The organism is Streptomyces sp. NPDC007264 (assembly GCF_042869095.1).
In the GTDB taxonomy this organism is placed as follows: Bacteria; Actinomycetota; Actinomycetes; order Streptomycetales; family Streptomycetaceae; genus Streptomyces.
The window spans coordinates 212,357-238,618 of sequence record NZ_JBIAFD010000002.1; the positions used below are offsets into that span (position 1 = coordinate 212,357).

Below are 26,262 nucleotides of genomic sequence, written 5' to 3' on the forward strand. Positions count from 1 at the left end.
CGGTTGCGGCGGACGGGTCAGATGCAGCCACGCGGCTTGGGGATCCCGGCGATCTTCGCGGCCGTCTTCGCCGGCCCCTTGGGGAAGAGCTGGTAGAGCTCCTTGACGCCGACCCCGGAGGTCTTGCCCAGCACCCGCACGGTCGGGCCGGTGCCCTTGGCGGCGTACTGCTCGCGCATGAAGCGGATGACCGCCCAGTGCCGGTCGGTCAGTTCCTCGATGCCCGCCTCGCGGGCGATCTGCTCGGCCATCGGCTCCGTCCACCGGCCGGGGTCGGTGAAGAAGCCCTCGTCGTCGACCGGGACGGTGGTGTCGGCATAGGTGGCGGTGGGCATGGTGATTCCTTCCCGGGATCAGACGGAGGTGCGGGTCTTGCCGCGCTCGGGCATCGCCGAGCCGATGCCGGGCAGTTCCCGGCCGGGCAGCAGGCTGTGCCAGTAGAGCCACTCGAAGGCGAGCTTGCCGAGGTGGTCGGCGTACGACTCCTTCAGCAGCGGCAGGCCGACGGCGGCCGGGAAGTGACCCGGCAGCGGCTCGGTGTCGTAGTTGAAGTCGATGAGCAGGGCCTTGTGGTGGCCGGTCTCGACGAAACAGTTGGCGTGCCCGTCGAAGGCGCCCTCCAGCGGCCGCCCCGCGAGGAAGGCGTCGATGTTGCGGGTGAGCACCTCGCCCGCGAAGTGGGCCACCGAGCCGGCCTTGGAGGCGGGCAGCCCCGCCGCGTCCCCGATGGCGAACACCTCGGGGTGGTCGGGGTGCTGGAGGGTGTGCGGGTCGACGGGCACGAAGCCGAGCTCGTCGCCCAGGCCCGCGGAGCGCCCGACGTACTCCGCCCCGCCGTGCAGCGGGACCACGACCGCCAGGTCGAACGGCACCTCGCGTTCGTCGTAGGAGACCAGCCGGCCCCCCGTCCCGTCGACCTCGCCGAGGGTGAACTCGGTGACCAGCTCGACACCCTTGTCCGCCAGCAGCCCACCCAGCGCCTTCGCCGCGACCGGCTTGGTGAAGGCCGCGTCCAGCGGGGTGACGTAGGTCAGCCGGACACGGTCGCGGATGCCCAGCCGCTGGAAGTACCAGTCGGTGAGGAAGGCGAACTCCAGGGGCGCGACCGGGCACTTGACGGGCAGGTCGGCCACGTCCACCACGATCCGGCCGCCGTCGAAGCGCTCCAGCGCATGGTGCAGACCGACCGCGCCGGGCAGGTCGTAGAAGGTGAAGACCTTCTCGCCCCAGCCGGGGCCGGTCAGCCCTTCGGTCTCCTCCGGCAGCAGCCGGGCGCCGGTGGCGACCACGAGGACGTCGTAGCCCAGCCGGATGCCGCCGGCCAGGTGCACCGTCCGGTCCTCCGGGTCGACCCGCTCGATCCGCGCCTGCTTGTAGTCGACGCCCGCGTTCAGCTGCCGCGGGCGGGAACGGACGAGGTGGTGCGGCTGGGCGAGCCCGAACGGCACGAACAGCAGACCGGGCTGGTAGATGTGGTCGTCGTCCTGGTCGACGACCGTGATCCTGACATCCCGCTCGTCGTACGTGCGCTGCAGGCGGTTGGCCGTGAGCGTACCGGCGGTGCCGCCTCCGAGAATCACGATGTGTGTGGCCATGACTCCACTGTCGTGCGGGCGGTGAGGAGCCGTCAGGGGCCGGTGGTCCCTGCCCTGGTACCCACAGGGGTATCCCCGGGAGGGCCGGTTGCGGATTCCCGCAGGTCCACGGCGGCTCGGAGGTGACGGGGGCCGCCATCACTCATATGCCCCGAACAGTCGCTGATGCGTGTAAATGATGTGAATACTGAGAACACAGTGACAGATGAGCCAGCCCATGGAGCGAGGAGCGAGCGTGAGCCACCCCGCCCCCACGCCCGGTACGGCGTCCCGCGCGCGTTCCGCGTTCGAGCAGGCGTGCGCGGTGGCGGACGCCGTCCTCTACGAGGGCTATCTGCTGTACCCCTACCGGCGGTCGTCGCCCAAGAACCGGGTGCGCTGGCAGTTCGGCATCCTCGCCCCGCGCGTGTGGGCCGAGGCGCACGGCCCGGTGGCCCCGGGCGTCTCGGGTTCCGTCGAGACCTGGCGGCAGCAGACCGAGTGCGTGCTGCGGGCGGAGCCCGATGCGGTGGTGCGCGTGCGCGTGCGCTATCTGCAGGTGCAGCACCGCGGCGTGGAGCGCCGGACCGGCGAGGGCCGGTACGAGCCGGTGGAGTCCCTGGAGGCCGGCGGGGAGGTCCAGCTGGCCTTCGACGAGGCGGTCCCCCGCGAGCACGACCTCGTCGTGCCGCTGGGCGAGCTCCTGTCGGCGGACCGGGAGTTCCCGGTAGGTGCCCCTGGCGGCCTGGTGACCGAGGCGCTCCCCGGCGGGGCGGGACGCCTGGTGCGGCGGTGCCACCCGGTCGAGGCGCGGACGATCCTGCACGCCCGGCGGCTGGACGGCCCCGACTCGCTGTACCGGCTGCGGGTGCGCACCGAGAACACCGGGCGCTCCACGGCGCCCGGAGCCGGCCGCGACGAGGCCCTGCGCCATGCGCTCGTCGCGGCGCACACCTTCCTCGGCGGCGACGGTGTGCGGTTCTTCTCCTCGATCGACCCGCCCGAGGAGGTGGCCGCCCGCGTGCGGAACTGCGTCAACCTGCACACCTTCCCCGTGCTCGCCGGGGCGGAGGGGTCCGACGGCCTCGTGCTGTCGGCGCCGATCATCCTGCCCGACCATCCCCGGGTGGCGCCGGAGAGCCCCGGCGACCTGCACGACGCCGCGGAGATCGACGAGATCCTGACGCTGCGCACGCTCCTGCTCACGGACGACGAGAAGCGGGAGGCGCGCGCCACCGATCCGCGGGCCGCGCACATCCTGGACCGGGTCGAGACCATGCCGCCGGAGGTGTTCGCCCGGTTGCACGGAGCGATCCGTTCCCTCGCTCCCGCCGGGGACCCGGCCCGTGCGTCCGCGTCCCTGTCCGCGTCCGCGCCCCTGTCCGCGTCGCTGTCCGCGTCCGCGTCGCTGTCCGCGTCCGCGTCGCTGTCCGCGTCCGGCCCCCTCGCGGGCTCCCGCGCCCCGGAGGGTCCGCCCCTCGGCGCGGAGGCGGCACACGAGGAGGCCGTCCCGCGACGCGCGGCGGTCGCATGGTGGCAGGAGGGCGGCGACGAGGGCCTGTCGCCGGCCACGGACACCGTCCTGGTCGACGGGGTCGCGGTGGCGGGCGGCAGCCGGGTGCTGCTGTGTCCGCGCGGCCGGGGAGCCGACGCGCAGGACATGTTCCTGGCCGGCCGGTTCGCCCGGGTGGCGGCCGTCCACCACGACATCGACGGGAGCGTGCACCTCGCCGTGACGCTCGAGGACGACCCCGCGGCCGAACTCCACAGCTGGTACGGCCGCTACCTCTACTTCCGTCCGGACGAGGTGCGGCCGTCGGCCGTGGAGCCGGACGAGCGGCCGGCCCGCGTCCCCGACGAGGAAGGGTGCGATGGACGCCATCGAGTTGCTGAGGCATGACCACCGGATGATCGAACAACTGTTCCGCGACTACCGGAGCGCCGCCTCCGACGCCCAGCGCCGGGCCGTGGTCGAGACGCTGGTCCGCGAGCTGTCCAAGCACGCGGCGCTGGAGGAGCTGATGGTCTACCCGCTGGCCAGGAGGGTCCTCCCGGACGGCGGAGGGGAGATCCAGGAACACCTGGCGCAGCACCAGGCGGTCAAGGAGACCCTGCTCGCTCTGGACAAGCTGTCCGCCGGCGACGAGCGCACGGACGACCTCATGGAGCACCTGCGCCGGGAGATCGGCGAGCACGTGCGCGAGGAGGAGGACGAGTTGCTGCCGAGAGTGCGCGCGGCGGTCGATCAGAAGGAACTGGACGAGCTGGGGCAGCTCCTCGCACAGGCCAAACAGGCCGCCCCGACCCGCCCGCACCCGAACGCGCCGGACCAGCCTCCGGCGCTGACGCTCGTCGGCCCGGTGGCCGCGGCCTACGACCGGCTCCGGAACCGACTGCAAGGGAGGCCGAGGACATGACCGTTGAAAGCGGTACCACCAAAGTCAGCCGACAGCCCACGGAGGCTTCGGAGAGGAGCGGTTTCGACGAGATCCATATCCTGTGGATCTCGGAGGGCATGAGCTGCGACGGCGACACGGTGTCGATGACGGCCTCCGGCCAGCCGGCGATCGAGGACATCGTGCTCGGGCTCGTGCCGGGCCTGCCGAAGGTCCACCTGTACAACAAGGTGCTCTCCCCCAGCGAGGGCGGCGAGGACTTCCTCACGCCGTTCCGCGCCGCCGCGCGCGGCGAACTGGAGCCGTTCATCCTCGTCATCGAGGGGTCCGTACCCAACCAGAACATCATCGAGGGCGACGGCTTCTGGACGTCGTTCGGCAACGACCCGGACACCGGGGAACCGCTCACCCTCAACTGGTGGCTGGACCGCCTCGCGCCCAGGGCCTGGGCGGTCCTGGCCGTCGGCACCTGCGCCGCCTACGGCGGGATCCACGCGATGGCGGGCAACCCCACCGGCGCCATGGGTCTGTCCGACTACCTGGGCTGGGACTTCAGGTCGCAGGGCGCGCTCCCGGTCGTCAACGTGCCCGGTTGCCCGATCCAGCCGGAGAACTTCATGGAGACGCTGACCTGGCTGCTCCACCACGCGGCGGGGTCCGCGCCGCCGCCCCCGCTCGACCACATGCTGCGTCCGCAGTGGCTGTTCGGAAAGACGGTCCACGAGGGCTGCGACCGGGCCGCCTACTACGAGCAGGGCGACTTCGCCAAGGACTACAACTCCCCCAAGTGCCAGGTGAAGGTGGGCTGCTGGGGCCCCGTGGTGAACTGCAACGTGCCCAAGCGCGGCTGGATGTCGGGCGTGGGCGGCTGCCCCAACGTCGGCGGCATCTGCATCGGCTGCACGATGCCCGGCTTCCCGGACGCCTTCATGCCGTTCATGGACGAGCCCACCGGCGGCACCCTGTCCTCCGCGATCATCAGGCCCTACGGCGCCGTCATCCGCCGTCTGCGCGGCATCACGAACATCGCCGTGAACCGGGAACCCAAGTGGCGCCACAACCGGGACAAGGTGACCAGCGGCTACGACCCGTACTGGCGCCCCTGAAGCACGCACCGGCGCCCCGGCACCACCTGCCGGCACCACCTGCCGGCGCCCCCGCAGCACGCCCATGCACAGAGAGCGAGGCAGGAACGACCATGACGGCAACCGCGGCGCGGCCCACGGAGCGCAAACCGGCGCAGCTCGTGGACATGTCCTGGGATCCGATCACCCGGATCATCGGCAATCTCGGCATCTATACGAAGATCGACTTCGCGAACCGCGAGGTGGTGGAGTGCCACAGCACGTCGTCGCTCTTCCGGGGCTACTCCGTGTTCATGAAGGGCAAGGACCCGCGCGACGCCGGCTTCATCACCTCCCGCATCTGCGGGATCTGCGGGGACAACCACACCACCTGCTCCAACTACGCCCAGCAGATGGCCTACGGCGTCAAACCGCCGAAGCTGGCCGACACCATCGTCAACCTGGGCGAAGCGGCCGAGTACATGTTCGACCACACCATCTTTCAGGACAACATGGTGTTCGTCGACTTCTGCGAGGCGATGGTCAAGGCCACCAACCCCGGCGTGCTGGCCCGGGCCGAGCGCACCGAGGCCCGCAACGGCCACATCCACGGCTACCGGACCGTCGCCGACATCATGCGCGCCTACAACCCGTTCGAGGGCGAGGTCTACAAGGAGTCCCTCAGGGTCAGCCGGGTCACCCGGGAGATGTTCTGCCTCATGGAGGGGCGCCACGTCCATCCGTCCACGCTGTATCCCGGCGGGGTCGGCACCATGCCCGAGCCGACCACCTTCACCGACTACCTCTCGCGGCTGCTGCGGGTGATCGACTTCGTGAAGCGGGCCGTCAGCATGAACGACGACGTCTTCGACTTCTTCTACGAGGCGCTGCCCGGCTACGAGGAGGTGGGGCGCCGGCGGATCATGCTCGGCTGCTGGGGCTCCTGGCAGAACCCGGACGTGTGCGACTACCGCTACGAGACGATGGGCGACTGGGGCCGCGCCATGTACGTCACCCCGGGCATCATCGTGGACGGCAAGCTCCTCACCAACGACCTCGTCGACATCAACCTGGGCATGAGGATCCTGCTGGGCAGCTCCTTCTACGAGGACTGGACCGCCGAGGAGCCGTTCGTCACCCACGACCCGCTCGGCAATCCGGTCGACATGCGCCACCCCTGGAACCAGACCACGGTCCCGGTGCCCCAGAAGCGCGACTTCGACGGCAAGTACAGCTGGGTGATGAGCCCCCGCTGGTACGACGGGACCAGCGACCAGCACCTCGCGCTCGACACCGGCGGCGGGGCCCTGGCCCGCCTGTGGTCGACGGCGCTCAACGGACTGGTCGACACGCCCTATGTGAAGGCCACCGGGCACAGCGTGCGGATCTCGCTGCCCAAGAGCGAGCAGCTGCCCGAGATGACGCTGGAGTGGAAGATCCCCCAGTGGAGCAACACCATCGAACGCGACCGCGCCCGGCCGTACTTCGTGGCGTACGCCGCCGCCATGGCCTTCTTCTTCGTGGAGCGGGCGATGGAGCACGTCCGCGCCGGCGACACCAAGATCTTCGAGAACTACGAGGTGCCGGACGAGGCGATCGGCTGCGGCTTCCACGAGGCGGTCCGCGGCGTCCTCTCGCACCACCTGGTCATCAAGGACAAGAAGATCGCGAACTACCATCCGTACCCGCCGACCCCGTGGAACGCCAGCCCGCGGGACATGTACGGCACGCCAGGACCGTACGAGGACGCCGTCCAGGGGCAGCCGATCTTCGAGGAGAACGGGCCCGACGACTTCAAGGGCGTCGACATCATGCGCACCGTCCGCAGCTTCGACCCGTGTCTGCCCTGCGGTGTGCACATGTACGTCGGCAAGGGCAGGACCCTGACCACCACGCACTCGCCCACTTTCGGAGCAGCCCATGGCTGACACCGGACGACTGGACGAGGCGGCGGTCGCGGAGCGGCTGTCCCGCCTCGACCGGCTGCTGGAACAGATCGAGGGCGCACCCGGCCCGATGGCCGCAGGGGCGATCGAGGCGGTGCAGACCCTGACCGAGCTCTACGGCGAGGCACTGGCCCGGGTGCTGGACCACGCGGACGCCCGGCTGACCGACCGTATGGCCGGCGACGACCTCGTCGGCCATCTCCTGGTGCTCCACGACATCCACCCGGAGCCGCCGGAGAGCCGGGCCGCCCGTGCCGTCGACCGCCTGCGGCCGGCGGTGCGCGAGCGCGGCGGGGACGTCGAACTGGCGGGTGTGGAGGAGGGTGTGGCCCGCGTACGACTGTCCGCCAAGGGCTGCGGGTCCTCCTCGGCCGGGGTCGAGGAGGCGGTCCGCGAGGCCGTGCTCGCCCTGGCTCCCGAACTGTCCGGCGTCGAGCGGACGCCCTCGGACGGCGGACGGCGGGCCGCCTTCGTGCCCGTCGACGCGGTCACCCTGCGGGCCGCTCCCACCGGGAAGCGCTCATGACCTCGGGTGCGCTGGCCCGCGTCATCCGCTCCGCCGCCGACCGGCGCCCGGACGCGGAGCGGTGCGAGCTGTGCGGCGCGGACCTGCCGCCCGAACACCACCACCTGCTGGACACGGGCCGCGAGGGGCTGTTGTGCGCCTGCCGGCCGTGCTCGCTCCTCTTCGTCGACAAGGAGGCGGCGCAGGGCCGCTACCGGCTGGTGCCGCGGCGGCGGGTGCGGCTGCCTCCGGTCGGGACGCGGGCGTTGGGCGTCCCGGTCGGGCTGGCCTACTTCGTGCCGCACGCCGACGGCACCGTGAGCGCGCACTACCCGAGCCCGGCGGGAGCCACCCGCTGGGAGGCCGAGCCGCAGGCGTGGCGTGACGCGGTCGCGCACTGCCCGCCGCTCGCCGGTCTCGAACCCGATGTGGAGGCGCTGCTGGTCAACACAGCCCGAGCGGCGAAGCACCACTGGATCGTCCCGATCGACGACTGCTTCCGGCTGGTCGCCGTCGTACGTCGGGAGTGGCGGGGCCTGTCCGGCGGGAGCCGGGTGTGGCCCGAGATCGAGCGGTTCTTCGCGGAGCTGACCGAACGACCGTGACGGACCACGAGGAGCAGACATGGGCAGCATCCGAGTCGGCAGACGACAGGTGAAACCCGACACTCCCAGCACCGTGGCCGGGCTGCACCAGGGCAACAAGGGCCCGTACCACCGGCAGCCCGGGCACCACAAGGACGGGACGGCCGACGCCCGTCGTTCGACCGGGATCCACTGGAAGAAGCACGACGCCCTCATGAAGATCATGCCGAGCCTTCCCCCGGGCTGACACGGCGATCACGACGGGCGCCCCGAGCGGGCGCCGCACCGGCACGACGACCGAAGGAGTACGGGACATGGCACGACGCGTGCTGATCGCGCAGGCGGTGGTCGTGGGCGGCATCGCCCTGACCCTGCTGGCGAGGGAGTTCCCCGGGCTGGTCCGCGAGGTGCGGATCTGGCGGATGGTGGGAATCCGCGGGGGCTCCCGGCGCCCCCGCTGAGCCCTCCGACGGCCGGTGCCGCGGCCGGCGCACGCCTCCCCCGAGGCGGCGGCGCCCGCACGGCACCGGCCGCGGCGCGATGGGCTCCCCGCTCCGGGGTACCCGGGACGCATGGCCGGCATCGAACTCATGAGCAGTGCCTTCAGTGACCACGCCTTCCTGCCGCGCCGGTACGCGCTGGAGGGCGAGAACGAGTCGCCTCCCCTCACCTGGTCGGGCGTTCCTCAGGACGCGACCGAACTGGTCCTGCTGTGCGAGGACCCCGACGCCCCGTCGGGCACCTTCGTGCACTGGATCGTCGTCGGGGTCGATCCGCACAGCGGCGGTGTGGCGGCGGGGCAGTGCCCGCCGGGCGGCACGGAACTCGTCAACGGCTTCCACCGGCAGGGCTGGGGCGGGCCCCATCCGCCGCCCGGGGACGAGGCGCACCGCTACGTCTTCCACCTCTACGCCCTCGCGGAGCCGTGCGCTCTGCCGGACGCCCCCAGCGCCGACCAGGTGCACGACGCCGTCGGGGAGCGGGAGATCGCGGACGGCACGCTGATGGGCCTCTATCACCGCTGAGACCGCGCGCCCGGGGCACCGTCCGGGCGGCGCGCACCGGCCGGGCAGCTCCGACTGACTATACATGCCGTGTATACCTGGCATGTATAGTCGGCGCATGTTTTCGACGGGGAAGACGAACACGCGTGCGGCCGGGTTGCGTGCAGCGGCCGCTGTCTTCGCGGCGAGCGCCTTCGCGCTCTCGGGCTGCACGACGCTCCACACCACCGCGCCCAGCTCCGTGCGGGCACACGGCGCCGCCGGCGCCCCGGCGTCCTTCGGGACCGCGGACTGCCGCCGGGCCAAGTGCATCGCGCTGACCTTCGACGCCGGGCCCAGCGAGAACTCGCCGCGGCTGCTGGACATCCTGAAGGAGAAGAAGGTCCCCACGACGTTCTTCCTGCTCGGCAAGCGGCACATCGAGAAGTACCCGGAGCTGGTCAAGCGGATGGCGGCCGAGGGGCACGAGGTGGCCAGCCACACCTGGGACCACAAGATACTCACCGAGATCCCGGACCGGGAGATACGCCAGGAACTGCGCAAGCCGGACGACGCGATAGAGAAGCTCATCGGCCGCCGGCCCACGCTGATGCGCCCGCCCCAGGGGCGCACGAACGACGCCGTGCACCGGATCTGCCGCGAGGAGGGCCTCGCCGAGGTGCTGTGGAGCGTGACCGCCAAGGACTACACGACCAACGACTCGAAGCTGATCCAGAAGCGCGTGCTGGAACAGGCGTCCAGGGACGGGATCATCCTGCTGCACGACATCTACCCGGGCACCGTGCCCGCGGTGCCCGGCATCGTCGACGCGCTCAAGGAACGGGGGTACGTGTTCGTCACGGTTCCCCAGCTGCTGGCCCCCGGGAAGGCCGAGCCGGGCACGGTCTACCGGCCCTGAGACGCACGCCTGCGGTGAGTCGGGGCCGGGGAACGCGGGACCCCCCGCATACGATCCCCCGGTGGTCCTCTTCCACCTCGAACGCGTCGCGCCGCTCCCCGCCGAGCAGGCGTGGCTGCGGCTCACGGACTGGCCGCGCCACGCGGACGTGGTGCCGCTGACCGAGGTCACGGTGCTCACCCCGCCGCCGACGGCCGTGGGCACCGTGTTCGTGGCCCGCTCCGGCGTGGGCCCGCTCGCCGTCGACGACCCCATGGAGGTGGTCGTCTGGCAGCCGCCGACCCTGTGCCGGCTGGCCAAGCGGGGCCGTGTCGTCACCGGCTGGGCCGAGTTCGAGGTGCATCCGCACGGCGAGGGACGGTCGCGGGTGGTGTGGCGGGAGGACCTGTCCGTGAACCCGCTGCCGGGGCTCTTCGACCGCCCGCTCGGCTGGCTGGCCCGGCGGATGTTCGGACGCGCGGTGGACGCACTCCTCGGACCCGGCCCCGGGCCGCGGCACCGGTAGGGCTGTCAGTGGCGGCCACTACAGTCCCGGCCCATGGCCGAGACCTCTCATCTGCACATCACGAAGGCGTCGTACGACACCGTGGCCGTGGCCTACGACCGGTTGCTCAGGGACGTGATGGACGACATGCCCTTCGACCGGGCCATGCTGGGGGTGTTCGCCGAGCGGGTGCTGGCCGGCGGGGGCGGGCCCGTCGGGGACCTCGGGTGCGGGCCGGGGCGGGTGACCACGTATCTCGACAATCTGGGGCTGGACGCCTTCGGGATCGATCTGTCGCCGCAGATGGTGGCCGTGGCCCGGCGGGCCCACCCCGGGCTGCGGTTCGAGGTGGGGTCCATGACCGGCCTCGACCTCGCGGACGACTCGCTCGCGGGAGCCCTCGCCTGGTATTCCACGGTGCACACCCCGCCCCACGAACTGCCGGTGCTGTTCGCCGAGTTCCACCGCGTACTGGCTCCGGGCGGCCATCTGCTGCTGGCCTTCAAGGTCGGTGACGAACGCGTGCACCTGGACCACGCGTACGGGCACGACGTGTCCCTCGACGTCTACCGTTTCCCTCCCGACCTGGTGTCCGGGCTGCTGGGCCGGGCCGGTTTCCATGAGGTCGCCCGGCTCGTGCGGGCGGCCGAGGAACGGGAGAAGACCCCGCAGGGCTACCTGCTCGCCCGCAAGCCCCTTCCGGCCCCTTCGGAGGGCTGACGGGGACGCTCGGCGGCCTGCGTCCCCCGCGCGATCCGAAGGTGGTCGGCTTCGACGACGGGGAAGACGGCGCCGGGGAGCGAGCCGGGCGGCCGGTCGGGCTCGTCGGCCGGTCCCCGCAGGGCTGAGCCCGGAAACCACGGGCTGACGGCCGCGGCCGGCCGGCCGTCGAGGTTGCGCCAGGCGTTCTCGCCGCCGATGTGCACGCGCGGCCGTTTCGCCGACTCCGCCGACGACGCGCCGCGCCAGTACGCGTCCTTGGCGTCCGGGTGTGTCATCACGTCGTCGAGCCAGGGCACCTCGCCCCCGAGGGCCGAGACGTACGCCCCGCGCAGTGGCTGCGCGGTGGTGACCCAGGTGACCGGGGCCGACGGTCCCGTGTTCCGTTGAACCACGATCGCCCGCGCAGCCAGGACACCGTGGCCCGGCCGTCGGCGGCCTCGTTGCGCCACAGGTCCCCGCTACCTCGCCGCTGTGGCCGCGGACGGCCACCACCCGGAACTCGCCGAAGCCCTCTCCGCCCCCGGACGCCCCCTCACTCCGGAAGCCACCTTCACCCGCAGGGTCAGGTGCCCGTGAGGTGTTCCGGGCGTATCGGTGTCCTGTTCAGCTCCAGGCCCGTGGCGTCGCGGATCGCCGCGAGGACCGCGGGGGTCGACGACAGGGTGGGGGCCTCGCCGACTCCGCGCAGTCCGTAGGGGGCGTGCCGGTCGGCGAGTTCGAGCACGTCGACGGGGATGGCCGGGGTGTCGAGGATGGTGGGGATGAGGTAGTCCGTGAAGGAGGGGTTGCGCACCTTCGCCGTCTCCGGGTCGACGAGGATCTCCTCCATCACGGCCATGCCCAGGCCCTGGGCGGTACCGCCCTGGATCTGGCCGACGACCGACAGCGGGTTGAGCGCCTTGCCGACGTCCTGGGCGCAGGCCAGCTCGACGACCTTGACCAGGCCCAGCTCGGTGTCGACCTCGACCACCGCGCGGTGCGCGGCGAAGGAGTACTGGACGTGGCCGTCGCCCTGGCCGGTGCGCGGGTCGAAGGGTTCGGTCGGCCGGTGCCGCCACTCCTCCTCGGCCTCGAAGACCTCGTCGCCGAGGACGTCCACCAGGTCGGCGAGGACCTCGCCGCCGCCGGTGACGACCTTGCCGCCCTCCAGCAGCAGCTCGGCCGTCGCCCAGGCCGGGTGGTACGGACCGAACCTGCGGCGCCCCGCCTCCAGGACCTTCGCGCGCACCAGCTCGCAGGCGTTCTTCACGGCGCCGCCGGTGACGTAGGTCTGACGGGAGGCCGAGGTCGAACCGGCGCTGCCCACCCGGGTGTCCGCCGGGTGGATCGTCACCCGGGCGACGCCCAGCTCGGTGCGGGCGATCTGCGCATGGACGGTGACACCGCCCTGGCCGACCTCCGCCATGGCCGTGCGGACGGTGGCGACGGGCTCGCCCGCGACGGCCTCCAGGCGGACCCTGGCGGTGGAGTAGTCGTCGAAGCCCTCGGAGAAGCCGACGTTCTTGATGCCGACCGCGTAGCCCACGCCCCGCACGACGCCTTCGCCGTGCGTGGTGTTGGACAGACCGCCGGGCAGCTGCCGTACGTCGGCGCCTTCCGTGGTCTCCCACTGGCGCTCGGGCGGAAGGGGCATCGCCTTGACGCGGCGCAGGAGTTCGGCGACCGGGGCCGGGGAGTCGACGACCTGGCCGGTCGGCATGACCGTGCCCTGTTCCATGGCGTTGCGCTGCCGGAACTCCACCGGGTCCAGACCCAGCCTCCCGGCCAGCTTGTCCATCTGCGCCTCGTACGCGAAGCACGCCTGGACGGCGCCGAAGCCGCGCATGGCGCCGCAGGGCGGGTTGTTGGTGTAGAGGGCGACGGCCTCGATGTCGACGTCGTCCACGGCGTAGGGGCCGATGCCGAGGGAGGCGGCGTTGCCGACGACCGCGGGGGAGCTGGAGGCGTACGCGCCGCCGTCCAGCACGATGCGGCACGTGACATGGGTGAGCCTGCCGTCCTTCGTGGCGCCGTGCTCGTAGGACAGCCTGGCCGGGTGGCGGTGGACGTGCCCGAAGAAGGACTCGAAGCGGTTGAAGACCATCTTGACCGGCTTGCCGGTGCGCAGGGCCAGCAGACAGGCGTGGATCTGCATCGACAGGTCCTCGCGCCCGCCGAACGCGCCGCCGACGCCCGCCAGCGTCATCCGCACCTTCTCCGGCGGCAGGCCGAGGACCGGTGCGATCTGCCGCAGGTCGGAGTGGAGCCACTGGGTGGCGACGTAGAGGTCGACGCCGCCGTCCTCCGCCGGGACCGCGAGACCGGACTCGGGGCCGAGGAACGCCTGGTCCTGCATGCCGAAGCGGTACTCGCCGGTGACGATCACGTCGGCGCGGCGGCGGGCCGCGGCCACGTCGCCGCGGACGACCGGCTGGCGGTGGACGATGTTCGGGTGCGGGACGTGCCGGGCGTGGCCGTCGGTGCGGCCGTCGTGGACCAGGACCGCGTCCGGGGCGGTCGCGGACGCCTCGTCCGTGATCACCGGCAGGTCCCGGTACTCCACCCTGATCCTCGCCGCGGCGCGGCGCGCGGTCTCCGGGTGGTCGGCGGCGACGATCGCGACCGGCTCGCCGTGGTGGCGGACCTTGCCGTGCGCGAGGACCGGGGTGTCCTGGATCTCCAGGCCGTAGTGCTTCACCTCGGCCGGCAGGTCGTCGTACGTCATCACGGCGTGCACCCCGGGTGTCGCCAGGGCCTCGCCGGTGTCGATCGAGACGATCTCGGCGTGCGCGACCGTGGAGCGCAGGATCTGCCCCCAGAGCATGTTCTCGTGCCACATGTCGGACGCGTACGCGAACTCACCGGTGACCTTGAGGGTGCCGTCCGGGCGGAGCGTGGACTCGCCCACGCCTCCCTGGGTCCGGGAGCCCTGGGTGATCCTGCCGGGAGCGCCGTTCACCGCCATGTCAGACCCCCTCCGACCGCCGGGCCGCCGCCAGGCGGACCGCGTCCATGATCTTCTCGTAGCCGGTGCAGCGGCACAGATTGCCGGAGAGGGCCTCGCGGATGTCCGCGTCGGTGGGGTTCGGGCGGCGTTCCAGCATCTCGTCGGCGGCGACCAGCAGTCCGGGTGTGCAGAAGCCGCACTGGACGGCGCCCGCGTCGATGAACGCCCGCTGGATCGGGGCCAGTTCGGGCTCCTCCGCGCGGTGGGCGCCGGCGCCCTTCGGCTGCGGGTGCCCGGCCGTGTCCGCGGGGCGGTCGCGGCCGCCCGTGCCGCGGGAGCGCTGCCTGGCGTGGTCCGCCAGTCCCTCGACGGTGAGGACCTCGCGGCCCTCCGCCTGACCGGCGGCGACCAGGCACGAGCACACCGGCACCCCGTCCAGGCGCACCGTGCAGGAGCCACACTCGCCCTGTTCGCACGCGTTCTTCGAACCCGGCAGGCCCAGGCGCTCGCGCAGGACGTACAGCAGGCTCTCGCCCTCCCACACGTCGTCGGCCTCCTGCGGCCGTCCGTTGACGGTGAAGCGGACACGCATCAGGCGGCTCCCTTCGCGGTGCGGGCGCCGCCGCGGTACGACTCCCAGGTCCAGGTCAGCGTGCGCCGGGCCAGGACGCCGACAGCGTGGCGGCGGTAGCCCGCGGTGCCGCGGACGTCGTCGATCGGATTGCAGGCGGCGGAGCACAGGTCGGCGAACCGTCCGGCGACCGAGGGGGCGATGGCCTTCCCGCTCTCCCAGTGGCCGCCCTCGTCGAGCGCCGCGTTCAGGAACTCCTCGGCCGCCGTGGCCCGGACGGGGGTGGGTGCCGCCGATCCGATGCCGGTGCGGACGGTCCGGCTCCCCGGGTGCAGGGCGAGGCCGAAGGCGCACACCGCGATCACCATCGCGTTGCGGGTGCCGACCTTCGCGTACTGCTGCGGGCCGTCGGCCTTCGTGATGTGCACGGCCCTGATCAGTTCGTCGGGGGCGAGGGCGTTGCGCTTCACACCCGTGTAGAACGCGTCGATCGGGATGCGGCGGGTGCCGCGTACGGATGCGGCCTCGACCTCGGCGCCGGCCGCGAGGAGGGCGGGGTGGGCGTCACCGGCCGGGGAGGCGGTGCCGAGATTGCCGCCGACGCCGCCGCGGTTGCGGATCTGCGGGGAGGCGACGGTGTGGGAGGCCAGGGCCAGCCCCGGCAGTTCGGCCCGCAACTGCTCGATGATCTTCGTGTACGGGACCGAGGCCCCGAGCCGTACGCCGCCCTCGCCCACCTCCCATTCGTGGAGTTCACCGATGCGGCCGAGATCCAGCAGACGGGCGGGCCGGCGGTGGCCGAAGTTGATCTCGACCATTACGTCGGTGCCGCCCGCGATCGGTACGGCGGTGGGGTGCTCCGCCTTCGCGGCGAGCGCCTCCTCCCAGCTTGCGGGGCGAAGGAAGTCCATGACCGGCTCTCTTCTTCGTCTCATGAGTGGAGCCAGTACACCGTCCTGTTCTCCGCCGGGGTCAGTCACCGAAAACATGAAGGAGTTGGCTGGCCAGGGCACCCATCTTGTAGATTCATATGAACGGAAGCCATCGGTAATCCCCCTGCTTTCCTCCGGAAACACAACCGACTTTCACGACAAGGACGGCGACGACGCGATGCGGCTGCGCGCACTGCTCAACACCGATGCGCTGGGGCTGCGCCTGCTCGGCGGCGAGGACGAGCTGGACCGCACCGTGAGCGGTGTGATGACGACGGATCTCAAGGATCCGAGCCGTTACCTCTCCGGCGGCGAACTGGTCCTCACGGGTCTCGCCTGGCGGCACGAGGCCGCGGACTCCGAGCCGTTCGTCCGCATCCTGGTCGGTGCGGGCGTCGCGGCGCTGGCCGCGGGTGAGGCGGAGCTGGGCGCTGTCCCGGACGATCTGATCGTGGCGTGCGCCCGGCACCGCCTGCCCCTGTTCGCCGTCCACGAGTCGGTGGCGTTCGCGACGATCACGGAGCACGTCGTGCGTCAGGTCTCCGGCGAACGGGCCGGTGACCTCGCGGCCGTGGTGGACCGGCACCGGCGGATGATGACCTCCGGCCCGGCCGGCGGCGGTCCGGACGTCGTCCTGGACCTGCTGGGCTCCGACCTGGATCTGCGCGCCTGGGTGCTCTCCCCCACCGGCCGGCCGGTCGCCGGCCGGACTCCGGGGCTCACCCCTGACGTGTGCGCCGGGCTGGCCGCCGAGCACCTGGCGGCGGTCCGCGGCGGCCGCCGCGGACCGCACCGGGTGGCGGTCGGCGCCACGACGTTCTCGCTGTTTCCGATCCGCGGGTGGGACAACCGCCCGCCGGCCGTCGGAGAGGGCCGCGCGGGCGCCCCCCGGGACGTGCGCGAGACGGTGCTGTCCGACTGGCTGCTCGCCGTCGAGGCGGACGCCGGGGACTGGCCCCCCGAGCGGCTCGACCTGCTGCACGGCGTCACCCAGCTGATCGCGGTCGAACGGGACCGGCGGGAGGCGGCCCGCACGGTGCGCCGGCGGCTCGCGCAGGAGGTCGTGGAGCTGACGCAGACGGGCGCGGCGCCCGCCGAGATCGCGGCCCGGCTTCGGGTCGCCGCCCCCGTGCTGCTGCCCGGCCTCGGCGCGGCCCCGCACTGGCAGGTGGTCGTGGCCCGGGTCGAGTGGGACGACACGGCCCAGGCGCCCGCGCTCCCCTCGGCCGAGGGGAGCGGCGGGCCGCGGAGGGACGGGCTCGAGGCGGGTCCGATCGCCCGGTCGCTGCTGGAGGAGATCCTGATCGACTCTCCCCCGGGCCCGCCGAGCGCGGGCTACGCCCGGGCGACCGGCCCGGAGCACTCCGACCGAGTCGCGGTGGCCCACATCGGGGACGAGGCGATCGCGCTCGTCCCCCTTGCCTCCGTGTCCTCGGAGCGTGACGGCGCCGAGTCGGGCATCGTCGCCGGCGCCCTGCTGGAGACGGTGCGGGAACCGCTGTCCGCGGGCCTCGGCGACGACGGGCGGGTCACGCTGGGCGTCAGCGCCGCGGTGCACTCGGCCGAGGGGCTGCGCGGTGCCCTGGAGGAGGCGCGGCACGCCCGCCGGGTCGCGGCCGCGCGACCCGGCCGGGTCTGCGCGGCCGGGCACCAGGAACTCGCCTCGCACGTCCTGCTGCTGCCGTTCGTCCCCGACGACGTGCGCCGCGCCTTCACGGCCCGGCTCCTGGACCCCCTGCGCGACTACGACCGCCGGCACCGCGCCGAGCTGGTCCCGACCCTGGAGGCGTTCCTCGCCTGCGACGGCTCGTGGACCCGGTGCGCGACCCGGCTGCATCTGCACGTCAACACGCTGCGGTACCGGGTGGGGCGCATCGAGCAGTTGACGGGCCGGGACCTCTCCCGGCTGGAGGACAAGCTCGATTTCTTCCTCGCGCTGCGCATGAGCTGAGGTCAGCACACCGTGGCTGGGGTGGCACCGCGTGCCTTCCCAGACGCACGACTTTGTGAAATCCTTCACCTACCCTCTTGGCCCGGCACCTCGATTGGTGCTGGAATGCCACCACTCAACAGCTCAATGGTGTGCTCGGGGAGGGCAACGTGGCGTATCCCGCCATGTCTGGTACCGGAACGACCTCAGAAGACGACCCCCTCCAGACCGCGGTATGGCGGCTGCGCTCGCGTGCCTGCTGGGCCGACGCGGCCGCCCTCCTCCGGGCGGAAACGGCCGCGGCCGCGCTGCAGCGCACCTCGCTGCTCGTCGAACGGTGCCTGTACACGGAGAAGGGCTGGGAGGACGCCGAGGACGCGCTGCGCACCGCCGAGGCGCAGGCCCGGACCGACGAGGAGCGGGGCGCCGCCGCGTGCGAGCGCGGACAGCTGGCCTACGCGGCGACGCTGCACGGCGTACGGGACCGGGCGGACGAGGCGCGGGCCGCGCTCGGCCGGGCCGCCGCGCTGATCCCGCCCGGTGCCCCCGGGCGGGCCCTGCTGGACTTCCGGCGCGGGCTCCTCGCCGAGAACCTCGCCCGCTCCCCACAGGCGGCGCGCGCCGCCTACCGGCGCGCCCACGCGAGCGCCTCCGCGCACGGCGACACCCTGCTGCTCTCGTTGACCTGGCGCCATCTGGCGGGGCTCGCCCTGCGCGACGGCGAGGTGGCGGAGGCGCGGCACGGCTTCGCGGAGTCGCTGCGGATCCGCGAGGAGTTGGGCTATCTCGTCGGCACCGCCCCGGCCCTGGCGTCGCTCGCGGACGCGGAGACCGAGCCGGAGGCGTCGCGGCTGCGGGCCGAGGCGGCCCGGCTGTTCCGGTTGCTGGGCGGCGTACCGACGTGGCTCGCGGCCCAGTTGGCGCCGGCCGTCTAGTGCCCGTCCAGTGCTGTGGCCGGAAAGGTCTGCATCCTTCCGGCCACAGCACTGGCCCCAGGGCGAGGCATCGGGAGTGGGGGGATTTTTCGGGAATCGGCTTCACAGTGACCTCAGAAGAACCTGAGAGCTTGCTGTGCCAGGCTGACGCCGCCGATGCCCACCCCCCTGAGGAGATCTCCTGATGAGCTTGATCAACGGCGTGCCCGCGCACATTCTGCTCGTGCACGCCGTCGTCGTCCTCGTCCCCCTGACCGCGCTGGCCGTGGTGATATCCGCGATATGGCCGGTGGTCGCGCGGCGCTTCGGCGTCGTACTGCCCGTCCTCGCCCTGGGCACGCTCGCCACCGTGCCGCTGACCACCGAGGCCGGGGAGTGGCTGGAGAACCACGTCGACAGCGACCCGCTGGTCCGCGAGCACGCCGAGCTCGGGGACGGACTGCTTCCCTGGGCCCTGGGCCTGTTCGTGCTGGCGGCCCTGGTCTGGTGGGCGGCCCGCAGGTCGGCCGCCGACGCCTCGGGCGGCTCCCGCTGGTCCGGCACCCCGGTGCGGGTGGCCGCCGCCGTCCTGTCCCTCGTGGTGGCCGCCGGAGCGGTCGTCGACGTCTACCGCATCGGTGACTCCGGTGCGAAGGCGGCCTGGCACGACGGCTACTCCAAGACCGCGACGAGCACGTCCGACGACGACTGACCGCGGACCGAGCGCACCGGGCTGCCTGCGGACAGAACCGCGGCAGCCCGGTTCCGTGCGGGGACGCGGTCAGCGCGCGACCGCGAAGTGTTCCCTCACCAGGGACTGCGCCACCGGCAGCTCCTGGGCGGCCAGCGCGTCCAGCAGCGCCGTGTGCTCGGCCGCGTCGGCGATCAGATCGGCGCGGCCGGCCGGGCCGGGCGCGCCGACGAGCACCCCCTGGGTCCGGCGGTGCAGGTCCTCGGCGATGCGCACCAGCTGCTCGTTGCCCGCGAGTCGGAGCACCGCGCGGTGGAAGGCGCGGTCGGACTCGGTGTACGTCGCACGGCACCCGGAGGCCGCGGCGCGGACGGTCGCCTCGGCGAGCGGGCGCAGCTCCGCCCAGCGCTCGGTGGGGACCGTGCGGACGAGCCGCAGCATCACCGGCACCTCGATCAGAGCCCGTATCTCGGCGAGTTCGGCCAGTTCGCGGGCGCCGCGCACGACGACGCGGAAACCCCGGTTGGGCACGACCTCGACCGCCCCCTCCAGCGCCAGTTGCTGCATGGCCTCGCGCACCGGGGTCGCGGACACCCCGAACTGCTCGCCGAGGGCGGGTGCCGAGTACACCTCGCCGGGCGTCAGCTCTCCGGCGACCAGCGCGGTCCGCAGGGCGTCGAGCACCTGCCGGCGCACGGAGGACCGCTGGACGACGGGTCGCGCCCCCTCCAGGGGCGGGACGGGCGGCTCGCTGTGGATGTGCTCCCCGCGCGCGGCACCCGGGGTGTCGCCCCTTTCGCGGACCTCCTCTCCCGGCGGGAGCTGCGAGGGCACCCGGGCGGCCCGGGCGGGGGCGTACGGGGTCTCCCTCAGGGCGAAGCCCTCCGCGCTGCGGGAACGGGCCTGCTCCACGGGCTCCTCCTCCGGTCCTGGCGGTGCTGTGCGTCGTGCGGTTCGTGCAGGGGGTTGTTTACCGCTCGTAAAGCACCATAGGCGCCTTACGCGCCGGTTCAAACACCGGTGGGCCGGAGCGGGGCCCCGCTCCCCGGCGAGCGGCCGCACAACGGTCGTTCCGGTACGCCCCTCCAGCCCCCGGCCGGCCGGCCGGGACGGCCCGGCCGTGTGGCGTACGTCACGTCCGGGCCGTGCCCGGGTCGTGACGCGCGGCGCAACCCCGGCGCAGAGGCCGGGACCGGAGCGGCCGCGGCAGGGCCCGCGGTCACGCGGACCGGCCCGGGGAATCCCGCGGCCGACGTGCGGCGCGACGCACGCCGCACGCCCTCGCGACGCGTCGCGAGGGGTGAAGCGCACGACCGCGGCGCCCGCCGCGCGACCGGGCAAGCGGCCGGACGCCGCGACAAGTTGAGGCGGCTTCAGCGGTCCCCGGCGACGGCGGCCCGCCGCGTACCGTAAGATCCACCCCGGACAAGACCCCGGCCGGGTGACAGACGTTTCACAACTTCCTCACTTGTCGCAGGAACTTTCCGTGGCACCACCGGTACGGGTAGTCTTATTCGAACTCAACTCCCGCCCCTCAAGCGGCAGTTCGAGCAGAACGCCGCCCTGGGCATTCCCTTGCACTTCCTTGGCGGCCTCTTGCCCCGAAACCCCCTGAGGGCCGGTGGGATTGGGCCACTATGGCGGGCGTTACGCCCTATCCCAATGCAAGGGACCCCAATGAGACTGACCGACATATCGCTGAACTGGCTGCTTCCGGGCGCCGTACTGCTCCTGGGCGTGCTGGCGGCGGTGGCGGTGCTCGCGCGCGGCAAGCGGTCCGGGGAGAGCACGAGCGCCGACGACTCGTGGGAGCGCAGCGAGGAGCGTCGCAGGCGCAAGGAGACCATGTACGCCACGGCCTCCTATGTGCTGCTCTTCTGCTGTGCCGCCGTCGCCGCGGCGCTCTCGTTCCACGGCCTCGTGGGCTTCGGCCAGCAGAACCTCGGCCTCACCGACGGCTGGGAGTACCTCGTCCCGTTCGGCCTGGACGGCGCTGCCATGTTCTGCTCCGTGCTCGCGGTGCGCGAGGCCAGCCACGGCGACGCGGCGCTCGGCTCCCGGATCCTGGTGTGGACGTTCGCGGCCGCCTCCGCCTGGTTCAACTGGGTGCACGCGCCCAGGGGTGTCGACCACGCGGGCGCCCCGCAGTTCTTCGCGGGCATGTCGCTGTCGGCCGCGGTGCTCTTCGACCGCGCGCTGAAGCAGACCCGCCGTGCCGCACTGCGCGAGCAGGGGCTGGTGCCGCGTCCGCTGCCGCAGATCCGCATAGTGCGCTGGCTGCGGGCTCCCCGTGAGACGTACAACGCGTGGTCGCTGATGCTCCTCGAGGGTGTGCGCAGCCTGGACGAGGCCGTCGAGGAGGTCCGTGAGGACCAGCGCGCCAAGGAGCAGAACAGGGCGCGGCAGCGCGAGCAGCAGCGGGTCGAGCGCGCGCAGCTCAAGGCGCTCAGCCGCGGCCACCGCGCGCTGACCGGCGGCAACGGCGGGCGCAAGGTCGAGGTGCAGACCGTCGAGCGGGCGCCCGCGCCCACCCCTGCGGAGCCTGCCCTACCGGCGGCGGAACTGCCCGCCGGCACCACCCGTCCCTCGCTCCAGCCCGTCCGGAGCTCCTCCGCTGACCCGATCACCGTCGACCTCACCGCCGAGGACGACACCATGGCTCTGCCCCGCCTCGACTCCCTCGAGCGCAAGCTCAAGGACCTCGAGCAGCAGTTCGGCTGAGCCCGGACGCAGTCACGGGAAGGGGGCACGGCAGCACGCCGGGCCCCCTTCCCGTGTGTCACGCGGCTTCCGCGGCCAGGTCGAACCACACCGCTTTGCCCACGCCGTGCGGCCGTACGCCCCAGGCGTCCGCGAGCGACTGCACCAGCATCAGGCCCCTGCCGTGCGTGCCGTCGTCGGGGTTCGCCGCCCGCGGCCTCGGCCTGCGTCCCACGAAGTCCCTCACCTCCACATGGAGTCCGCGTGCCGAGACGGTGACCGTCAGGACCGCTTCCCGGTCGGTGTGCACCAGCGCGTTGGTGACCAGCTCGCTCGTGAGCAGCTCGGCTATCTCGGATCGTTCCGGCCTTCCCCAGTGTGTGAGCAGTTCCCGCAGCGCCCGGCGTGCCTCCGGGACCGCCCGTAAGTCGGCCCGGCCCAGGCTTCGTCTGAGGTGCGCGGCCCTCGGCCGGCCCATCGGGCCCTCGGTCGTCTGTTCCGTCTTGTCCGGCGAGGAGGCCCCGATGGTCACGGGGCCACCCCCTCGTGCTCGCCTGTTCATGTCCCCCGCCCGCACGTGATGTCGGTCTCCTCCTGCTCGAACGTGCTCACGGGATCCATGCCCCGTGGGCGGGGCGACAGTCATGTCGAATCGAGAACGACCGCGGGCGCGGGGTGGATGCGCGCCGCCGCCCGCGGAAGTGAACCCCTGAACCCCTGTACGAGCCACGCGAAGGTGCCCAGCACCGGCGGCACCTCGACCGTCTGGTCCACCGCCCCCGAACCGGCCCCCACGGCCTCCCCGGCGCCGATGGGCTGGAGATCCACAACGGCGCGGTCCGGGCCGGCCGTCTCGACCGGGACGCCGTCCTGCGCATCCCTCACAGACGTGTGGCGGCCCGTACCAGTCCGGCGACGGCTCGGGAGCGGCTGTGGGGCGGCCAGGCGATCACCGTGGTGACCGTCGGCGCGTCCAGCACCGGTACGGCGGCCAGATCCTCACGCAGCTGGGACCGGCAGGACTCCGGCGCGATCCAGCAGGCGCGGCCGAGCGCGATCAGCTGGTACAGCTGGGCATGGTCCCGGGCCCGCGGGCCGGGACCGTCCGGATACGTGCCGTCGGGGCCGGGCCAGCGCGGCAGCGGCAGCTCGGCCAGCTCGATGACCTCGGCCATGCGCACCTGGACCCGGGTGGTGAGGGGATGCCCGGCCGGCAGGATCACGACCTGGCTCTCCGCGCGCAGCTCCTCGGTGTCGAAGCCGGCCGTGCTGTCGAACGGCCGGTGCAGCAGCGCCACGTCGGCCCGGCCCTCGCGCAGCATGCGTTCCTGTTCGCCGATCCCGCACAGGAGGAGATCGACGGTGACCGCGTCGGGTTCGGCGGCGTAGGCGTCGAGCAGTTTCGCCAGCAGTTCACCGGACGCGCCGGCCTTGCTGGCGAGGATCACGCCGGGCCGGCCGGTGGCGGCGAGGGCGGCGCGGCGGGTGCGACGCTCGGCAGCCTCGACCGCCTCCAACGCCACCCGCGCCTCCCGCAGCAGCACCGACCCGGCCTCGGTCAGACTGACCGCACGGCTGCTGCGCTCCAGAAGCACCGCCCCGAGGCGCCGTTCGAGCAGGCCGATCGCCCGCGACAGCGGAGGCTGCGCGATTCCGAGTCGCTGCGCCGCCCTCCCGAAGTGCAGTTCCTCGGCGACGGCGACGAAGTACCGCAACTCCCGTGTCTCCACGCGGCCATGCTACTGGGCCGCACCTGGATCGATACCCGTGCGGTATCGCCGCCCACCCGATCGGTGTTGGCCGGTCCGGCCCCGGCCCGGACATGATCGGAGGCATGAGCGAACAGAAGACCGCGCTGGTGACCGGCGCGAACAAGGGCATCGGATACGAGATCGCGGGTGGTCTGGGCCGCCTCGGCTGGAGCATCGGGGTGGGCGCCCGCGACGAGGAACGGCGCGAGGCCGCCGTGGCGAAGCTGCTGGCCGCCGGCGTCGACGCGTTCGGCGTACCGCTGGACGTGACCGACGACGCGAGCGTGACCGCCGCGGCCGCGCTGACGGAGAACCGCACCGGCCGCCTCGACGTGCTCGTCAACAACGCCGGGATCACCGGCGGAACGGCCCAGCTGCCCACCACCGTCGACGTCGAGACGGTGCGGACGGCCGTCGAGACCAACGTGATCGGCGTCATCCGCGTCACCAACGCGATGCTTCCGTTGCTGCGCCGCTCGCCGTCACCGCGGATCGTCAACGTCTCCAGCAGTGTCGGCTCCCTCACCCTGCAGACCACCCCCGGCGCCGAGACGGGCCCGATCTCCGTCGCCTACGCGCCCACGAAGACGTTCCTGAACGCCGTCACCGTCCAGTACGCCAAGGAGCTGCAGGACACGAACATCCTGATCAACGCCGCCTGTCCCGGCTACTGCGCGACCGACCTCAACGGCTTCCGCGGCTTCCGCACCCCGCAACAGGGCGCGACGATCGCGATCCGGCTCGCGACCCTGCCCGACGACGGCCCGACCGGCGGCTTCTTCGACGAGGACGGAGAGGTGCCGTGGTGATCCGGATGTCGTGCTCGTCCGGGTCCTGTCGTTCGGATCGGGCCGGCTGTGGGTCCCGGCGCCTTCCCGCCGACGCGACGCCGGGATGATCCCAACGACAGGGCCTAAGGCCGGGGCACGTTGCGCAGGTTCGAGCGGGCCATCTGCAGCATGCGGCCGACGCCGCCCTCCAGCACGATCTTCGAGGCGGAGAGCGCGAAGCCCGTCACCATCTCCCCGCTGATCTTCGGCGGGATGGACAGGGCGTTGGGGTCGGTGACAATGTCGACGAGGGCCGGGCCCTTGTGCCGGAAGGCGTCCTTCAGGGCCACGGCGAGCTGCTTGGGCTTCTCGACCCGGATGCCGTACGCCCCGCACGCGCGTGCCACGGCCGCGAAGTCGGGGTTCTTGGTGGCCGTGCCGTACGAGGGCAGTCCGGCGACCATCATCTCCAGCTCCACCATGCCGAGGGAGGAGTTGTTGAACAGGACCACCTTCACCGGCAGGTCGTTCTGCACGAGCGTCAGGAAGTCGCCCATCAGCATGGAGAACCCGCCGTCGCCGGCCATCGCCACGACCTGCCGGCCCCGGTCGACGAACTGCGCGCCGATCGCCATCGGCAGGGCGTTGGCCATCGAGCCGTGGGAGAACGAACCGATGATGCGCCTGCGACCGTTGGGGGAGATGTAGCGGGCGGCCCACACGTTGCACATCCCGGTGTCGACCGCGAAGACCGCCTCCTCGTCGGCGAGTTCGTCGAGGACCGACGCCACGAACTCGGGGTGGATCGGAATGTGCTTGTCGACCTTGCGCGTGTACGCCTTCACCACGCCTTCCAGCGTGCCCGTGTGCTTCTTCAGCATCTTGTCGAGAAAGCGGCGGCTCTCCTTGGGCCGCACACGCGGGATGAGACAGCGCAGGGTCTCCTTCACATCGCCCCACACCGCGAGGTCGAGCCTGGAGCGGCGCCCCAGGTTCTCCGGCCGCACGTCGATCTGGGCGATGGTCACGTCGCGCGGCAGGAAGGCGTTGTACGGAAAGTCGGTGCCCAGCAGGATCAGCAGATCGCACTCGTGGGTGGCCTCGTAGGCGGCGCCGTAGCCGAGCAGACCGCTCATGCCGACGTCGTACGGGTTGTCGTACTGGATCCACTCCTTGCCGCGCAGGGCGTGCGCCACCGGTGACTTGATCTTCTCGGCGAACTCCATGACCTCGGCGTGCGCGCCCGCGGTACCGCTGCCGCAGAAGAGGGTGATCCGCTCCGCCTTGTCGATCATCGTCACCAGCCGGTCGAGCTCGGCGTCACCCGGCCGCACGGTGGGCCGGGAGGTGACGAGGGCGATCTCCGTGGCCTTGTCCGGGGCGGGCTGGTCGGCGATGTCGCCGGGCAGCGAGACGACGCTCACGCCGCGCCGGCCGACCGCGTGCTGGATCGCCGTGTGCAGCAGCCGGGGCATCTGCTTCGGGGTCGAGATCAGTTCGCAGTAGTGGCTGCAGTCGACGAACAGCCGGTCGGGGTGGGTCTCCTGGAAGTAGCCGAGCCCGATCTCACCGGACGGGATGTGCGAGGCGAGCGCGAGCACCGGGGCCATCGAGCGGTGGGCGTCGTACAGGCCGTTGATGAGGTGGAGGTTGCCGGGGCCGCAGGAGCCGGCGCACGCGGTCAGCTTCCCGGTGATCTGCGCCTCGGCGCCCGCCGCGAAGGCCGCGGTCTCCTCGTGCCGCACATGGACCCAGTCGACGGCGGCGTTGCGGCGGACGGCGTCCACGATCGGGTTGAGGCTGTCGCCGACCACCCCGTACAGGCGTTTGACCCCCGCGCGGGCGAGGATGTCGACGAACTGGTCGGCGACGTTCTGCTTGGCCATGGATCGACGCACC

Annotated in this window: 27 protein-coding genes; 17 read left to right on the forward strand and 10 right to left on the reverse strand. The window is 72.4% G+C overall.

Annotated features, from left to right (window positions below):
* Nucleotides 1–17 precede the first annotated feature (17 nt).
* Both ACFYMU_RS03670 and ACFYMU_RS03675 read right to left on the reverse strand, forming a co-directional pair.
* The gene (locus tag ACFYMU_RS03670) at nucleotides 18–335 is read right to left on the reverse strand and encodes a TusE/DsrC/DsvC family sulfur relay protein (protein WP_388367303.1); all 318 of its coding nucleotides are present in this window, start codon (nucleotides 333–335) and stop codon (nucleotides 18–20) included.
* A gap of 18 nt (nucleotides 336–353) precedes the next feature.
* The gene (locus tag ACFYMU_RS03675; protein ID WP_388367304.1) at nucleotides 354–1,595 is read right to left on the reverse strand and encodes an NAD(P)/FAD-dependent oxidoreductase; all 1,242 of its coding nucleotides are present in this window, start codon (nucleotides 1,593–1,595) and stop codon (nucleotides 354–356) included.
* Nucleotides 1,596–1,800: 205 nt separating this feature from the next.
* Here ACFYMU_RS03675 and ACFYMU_RS03680 point away from each other — a divergent pair, with 205 nt between their 5' ends.
* The 12 genes from ACFYMU_RS03680 (at nucleotide 1,801) to ACFYMU_RS03735 (ending at nucleotide 11,175) form a co-directional block, all read left to right on the forward strand.
* Entirely contained in the window at nucleotides 1,801–3,474 is a 1,674-nt protein-coding gene (locus tag ACFYMU_RS03680; RefSeq protein WP_388367306.1) for a hypothetical protein, read from the forward strand.
* The gene (locus ACFYMU_RS03685) at nucleotides 3,446–3,991 is read left to right on the forward strand and encodes a hemerythrin domain-containing protein (protein WP_388367308.1); all 546 of its coding nucleotides are present in this window, start codon (nucleotides 3,446–3,448) and stop codon (nucleotides 3,989–3,991) included. The genes ACFYMU_RS03680 and ACFYMU_RS03685 overlap by 29 nt, the downstream gene beginning before the upstream one ends.
* On the forward strand, nucleotides 3,988–5,076 hold the full coding sequence (locus tag ACFYMU_RS03690) for a hydrogenase expression protein HypE (protein ID WP_388367310.1): 1,089 nt from the start codon (nucleotides 3,988–3,990) through the stop codon (nucleotides 5,074–5,076). Before ACFYMU_RS03685 ends, ACFYMU_RS03690 begins: the two co-directional genes overlap by 4 nt.
* 92 nt (nucleotides 5,077–5,168) lie before the next feature.
* On the forward strand, nucleotides 5,169–6,962 hold the full coding sequence (locus ACFYMU_RS03695) for a nickel-dependent hydrogenase large subunit (protein ID WP_388367312.1): 1,794 nt from the start codon (nucleotides 5,169–5,171) through the stop codon (nucleotides 6,960–6,962).
* Nucleotides 6,955–7,506 carry a NifU family protein gene (locus tag ACFYMU_RS03700; protein WP_388367313.1) on the forward strand — a complete coding sequence of 184 codons (552 nt, stop codon included), beginning with the start codon at nucleotides 6,955–6,957 and terminating at the stop codon, nucleotides 7,504–7,506. The genes ACFYMU_RS03695 and ACFYMU_RS03700 overlap by 8 nt, the downstream gene beginning before the upstream one ends.
* Nucleotides 7,503–8,090, forward strand: a complete 588-nt coding sequence (locus ACFYMU_RS03705) for a DUF5947 family protein (protein ID WP_388367315.1) — start codon at nucleotides 7,503–7,505, stop codon at nucleotides 8,088–8,090. The genes ACFYMU_RS03700 and ACFYMU_RS03705 overlap by 4 nt, the downstream gene beginning before the upstream one ends.
* A gap of 19 nt (nucleotides 8,091–8,109) precedes the next feature.
* Nucleotides 8,110–8,316 (forward strand): hypothetical protein, encoded by a 207-nt coding sequence (locus ACFYMU_RS03710; RefSeq protein ID WP_388367317.1) that lies wholly within the window; start codon nucleotides 8,110–8,112, stop codon nucleotides 8,314–8,316.
* Between the two features lie 67 nt (nucleotides 8,317–8,383).
* Nucleotides 8,384–8,530, forward strand: coding sequence for a hypothetical protein (locus ACFYMU_RS03715; protein ID WP_388367318.1), 147 nt, complete (start codon nucleotides 8,384–8,386; stop codon nucleotides 8,528–8,530).
* 111 nt (nucleotides 8,531–8,641) lie between these two features.
* Entirely contained in the window at nucleotides 8,642–9,094 is a 453-nt protein-coding gene (locus tag ACFYMU_RS03720; protein WP_388367320.1) for a YbhB/YbcL family Raf kinase inhibitor-like protein, read from the forward strand.
* Between the two features lie 97 nt (nucleotides 9,095–9,191).
* The gene (locus ACFYMU_RS03725; RefSeq protein WP_388367322.1) at nucleotides 9,192–9,971 is read left to right on the forward strand and encodes a polysaccharide deacetylase family protein; all 780 of its coding nucleotides are present in this window, start codon (nucleotides 9,192–9,194) and stop codon (nucleotides 9,969–9,971) included.
* A gap of 61 nt (nucleotides 9,972–10,032) precedes the next feature.
* On the forward strand, nucleotides 10,033–10,476 hold the full coding sequence (locus ACFYMU_RS03730; protein ID WP_388367324.1) for an SRPBCC family protein: 444 nt from the start codon (nucleotides 10,033–10,035) through the stop codon (nucleotides 10,474–10,476).
* A 33-nt stretch (nucleotides 10,477–10,509) separates the two neighbouring features.
* A complete protein-coding gene (locus ACFYMU_RS03735) occupies nucleotides 10,510–11,175 on the forward strand; it encodes a class I SAM-dependent methyltransferase (RefSeq protein WP_388367325.1) in 666 nt (221 codons plus the stop codon).
* Here ACFYMU_RS03735 and ACFYMU_RS03740 read toward each other — a convergent pair.
* The 4 genes from ACFYMU_RS03740 to ACFYMU_RS03755 all read right to left on the reverse strand — a co-directional run bounded on the left by ACFYMU_RS03740 (nucleotide 11,130) and on the right by ACFYMU_RS03755 (nucleotide 15,586).
* A complete protein-coding gene (locus tag ACFYMU_RS03740; protein WP_388367327.1) occupies nucleotides 11,130–11,570 on the reverse strand; it encodes a hypothetical protein in 441 nt (146 codons plus the stop codon). The genes ACFYMU_RS03735 and ACFYMU_RS03740 overlap by 46 nt on opposite strands.
* 170 nt (nucleotides 11,571–11,740) lie before the next feature.
* Nucleotides 11,741–14,122: a xanthine dehydrogenase family protein molybdopterin-binding subunit gene (locus tag ACFYMU_RS03745; RefSeq protein WP_388367329.1), complete on the reverse strand. Its 2,382-nt coding sequence runs from the start codon at nucleotides 14,120–14,122 to the stop codon at nucleotides 11,741–11,743.
* Nucleotide 14,123: 1 nt separating this feature from the next.
* Complete coding sequence (locus tag ACFYMU_RS03750) at nucleotides 14,124–14,696, reverse strand: (2Fe-2S)-binding protein (RefSeq protein ID WP_388367331.1); 573 nt, start codon at nucleotides 14,694–14,696, stop codon at nucleotides 14,124–14,126.
* Complete coding sequence (locus ACFYMU_RS03755) at nucleotides 14,696–15,586, reverse strand: FAD binding domain-containing protein (protein WP_388367333.1); 891 nt, start codon at nucleotides 15,584–15,586, stop codon at nucleotides 14,696–14,698. The genes ACFYMU_RS03750 and ACFYMU_RS03755 overlap by 1 nt, the downstream gene beginning before the upstream one ends.
* 199 nt (nucleotides 15,587–15,785) lie before the next feature.
* Between ACFYMU_RS03755 and ACFYMU_RS03760 the strand changes: the two genes are divergently transcribed.
* The 3 genes from ACFYMU_RS03760 (at nucleotide 15,786) to ACFYMU_RS03770 (ending at nucleotide 19,163) form a co-directional block, all read left to right on the forward strand.
* Nucleotides 15,786–17,558: a PucR family transcriptional regulator gene (locus ACFYMU_RS03760; protein ID WP_388367335.1), complete on the forward strand. Its 1,773-nt coding sequence runs from the start codon at nucleotides 15,786–15,788 to the stop codon at nucleotides 17,556–17,558.
* 164 nt (nucleotides 17,559–17,722) lie between these two features.
* On the forward strand, nucleotides 17,723–18,472 hold the full coding sequence (locus tag ACFYMU_RS03765; protein ID WP_388367336.1) for a hypothetical protein: 750 nt from the start codon (nucleotides 17,723–17,725) through the stop codon (nucleotides 18,470–18,472).
* A 184-nt stretch (nucleotides 18,473–18,656) separates the two neighbouring features.
* Entirely contained in the window at nucleotides 18,657–19,163 is a 507-nt protein-coding gene (locus ACFYMU_RS03770; RefSeq protein WP_388367338.1) for a DUF2231 domain-containing protein, read from the forward strand.
* Nucleotides 19,164–19,232: 69 nt separating this feature from the next.
* On the opposite strand, the gene ACFYMU_RS03775 is transcribed toward ACFYMU_RS03770, so the two are convergent.
* The gene (locus tag ACFYMU_RS03775; protein WP_388367340.1) at nucleotides 19,233–20,054 is read right to left on the reverse strand and encodes a GntR family transcriptional regulator; all 822 of its coding nucleotides are present in this window, start codon (nucleotides 20,052–20,054) and stop codon (nucleotides 19,233–19,235) included.
* 765 nt (nucleotides 20,055–20,819) lie between these two features.
* Here ACFYMU_RS03775 and ACFYMU_RS03780 point away from each other — a divergent pair.
* Complete coding sequence (locus tag ACFYMU_RS03780) at nucleotides 20,820–21,863, forward strand: DUF2637 domain-containing protein (protein WP_388367341.1); 1,044 nt, start codon at nucleotides 20,820–20,822, stop codon at nucleotides 21,861–21,863.
* Between the two features lie 58 nt (nucleotides 21,864–21,921).
* Here ACFYMU_RS03780 and ACFYMU_RS03785 read toward each other — a convergent pair whose 3' ends face one another.
* Both ACFYMU_RS03785 and ACFYMU_RS03790 read right to left on the reverse strand, forming a co-directional pair.
* On the reverse strand, nucleotides 21,922–22,320 hold the full coding sequence (locus tag ACFYMU_RS03785) for an ATP-binding protein (RefSeq protein ID WP_388367990.1): 399 nt from the start codon (nucleotides 22,318–22,320) through the stop codon (nucleotides 21,922–21,924).
* A gap of 403 nt (nucleotides 22,321–22,723) precedes the next feature.
* Nucleotides 22,724–23,572, reverse strand: coding sequence for a LysR family transcriptional regulator (locus ACFYMU_RS03790; protein ID WP_388367342.1), 849 nt, complete (start codon nucleotides 23,570–23,572; stop codon nucleotides 22,724–22,726).
* A gap of 104 nt (nucleotides 23,573–23,676) precedes the next feature.
* Here ACFYMU_RS03790 and ACFYMU_RS03795 point away from each other — a divergent pair, with 104 nt between their 5' ends.
* The gene (locus ACFYMU_RS03795; protein WP_388367343.1) at nucleotides 23,677–24,402 is read left to right on the forward strand and encodes an SDR family oxidoreductase; all 726 of its coding nucleotides are present in this window, start codon (nucleotides 23,677–23,679) and stop codon (nucleotides 24,400–24,402) included.
* Between the two features lie 104 nt (nucleotides 24,403–24,506).
* Here ACFYMU_RS03795 and ACFYMU_RS03800 read toward each other — a convergent pair whose 3' ends face one another.
* Nucleotides 24,507–26,249: a pyruvate dehydrogenase gene (locus tag ACFYMU_RS03800; protein WP_388367345.1), complete on the reverse strand. Its 1,743-nt coding sequence runs from the start codon at nucleotides 26,247–26,249 to the stop codon at nucleotides 24,507–24,509.
* Nucleotides 26,250–26,262: the final 13 nt, after the last annotated feature.

What these genes read in the sequence shown, in the direction of transcription:
- ACFYMU_RS03685 (WP_388367308.1), top strand. Translation starts at nt 3,446, where the DNA reads ATGGACGCCATCGAGTTGCTGAGGCATGACCACCGGATGATCGAACAA.
- ACFYMU_RS03755 (WP_388367333.1), bottom strand. Translation starts at nt 15,586, where the DNA reads ATGGACTTCCTTCGCCCCGCAAGCTGGGAGGAGGCGCTCGCCGCGAAG.
- ACFYMU_RS03745 (WP_388367329.1), bottom strand. Translation starts at nt 14,122, where the DNA reads ATGGCGGTGAACGGCGCTCCCGGCAGGATCACCCAGGGCTCCCGGACC.
- ACFYMU_RS03670 (WP_388367303.1), bottom strand. Translation starts at nt 335, where the DNA reads ATGCCCACCGCCACCTATGCCGACACCACCGTCCCGGTCGACGACGAG.
- ACFYMU_RS03715 (WP_388367318.1), top strand. Translation starts at nt 8,384, where the DNA reads ATGGCACGACGCGTGCTGATCGCGCAGGCGGTGGTCGTGGGCGGCATC.
- ACFYMU_RS03765 (WP_388367336.1), top strand. Translation starts at nt 17,723, where the DNA reads ATGTCTGGTACCGGAACGACCTCAGAAGACGACCCCCTCCAGACCGCG.
- ACFYMU_RS03675 (WP_388367304.1), bottom strand. Translation starts at nt 1,595, where the DNA reads ATGGCCACACACATCGTGATTCTCGGAGGCGGCACCGCCGGTACGCTC.
- ACFYMU_RS03800 (WP_388367345.1), bottom strand. Translation starts at nt 26,249, where the DNA reads ATGGCCAAGCAGAACGTCGCCGACCAGTTCGTCGACATCCTCGCCCGC.
- ACFYMU_RS03720 (WP_388367320.1), top strand. Translation starts at nt 8,642, where the DNA reads ATGGCCGGCATCGAACTCATGAGCAGTGCCTTCAGTGACCACGCCTTC.
- ACFYMU_RS03710 (WP_388367317.1), top strand. Translation starts at nt 8,110, where the DNA reads ATGGGCAGCATCCGAGTCGGCAGACGACAGGTGAAACCCGACACTCCC.
- ACFYMU_RS03690 (WP_388367310.1), top strand. Translation starts at nt 3,988, where the DNA reads ATGACCGTTGAAAGCGGTACCACCAAAGTCAGCCGACAGCCCACGGAG.
- ACFYMU_RS03705 (WP_388367315.1), top strand. Translation starts at nt 7,503, where the DNA reads ATGACCTCGGGTGCGCTGGCCCGCGTCATCCGCTCCGCCGCCGACCGG.
- ACFYMU_RS03795 (WP_388367343.1), top strand. Translation starts at nt 23,677, where the DNA reads ATGAGCGAACAGAAGACCGCGCTGGTGACCGGCGCGAACAAGGGCATC.
- ACFYMU_RS03750 (WP_388367331.1), bottom strand. Translation starts at nt 14,696, where the DNA reads ATGCGTGTCCGCTTCACCGTCAACGGACGGCCGCAGGAGGCCGACGAC.
- ACFYMU_RS03770 (WP_388367338.1), top strand. Translation starts at nt 18,657, where the DNA reads ATGAGCTTGATCAACGGCGTGCCCGCGCACATTCTGCTCGTGCACGCC.
- ACFYMU_RS03780 (WP_388367341.1), top strand. Translation starts at nt 20,820, where the DNA reads ATGAGACTGACCGACATATCGCTGAACTGGCTGCTTCCGGGCGCCGTA.
- ACFYMU_RS03785 (WP_388367990.1), bottom strand. Translation starts at nt 22,320, where the DNA reads ATGGGCCGGCCGAGGGCCGCGCACCTCAGACGAAGCCTGGGCCGGGCC.
- ACFYMU_RS03680 (WP_388367306.1), top strand. Translation starts at nt 1,801, where the DNA reads ATGAGCCAGCCCATGGAGCGAGGAGCGAGCGTGAGCCACCCCGCCCCC.
- ACFYMU_RS03735 (WP_388367325.1), top strand. Translation starts at nt 10,510, where the DNA reads ATGGCCGAGACCTCTCATCTGCACATCACGAAGGCGTCGTACGACACC.
- ACFYMU_RS03695 (WP_388367312.1), top strand. Translation starts at nt 5,169, where the DNA reads ATGACGGCAACCGCGGCGCGGCCCACGGAGCGCAAACCGGCGCAGCTC.
- ACFYMU_RS03760 (WP_388367335.1), top strand. Translation starts at nt 15,786, where the DNA reads ATGCGGCTGCGCGCACTGCTCAACACCGATGCGCTGGGGCTGCGCCTG.
- ACFYMU_RS03700 (WP_388367313.1), top strand. Translation starts at nt 6,955, where the DNA reads ATGGCTGACACCGGACGACTGGACGAGGCGGCGGTCGCGGAGCGGCTG.
- ACFYMU_RS03725 (WP_388367322.1), top strand. Translation starts at nt 9,192, where the DNA reads ATGTTTTCGACGGGGAAGACGAACACGCGTGCGGCCGGGTTGCGTGCA.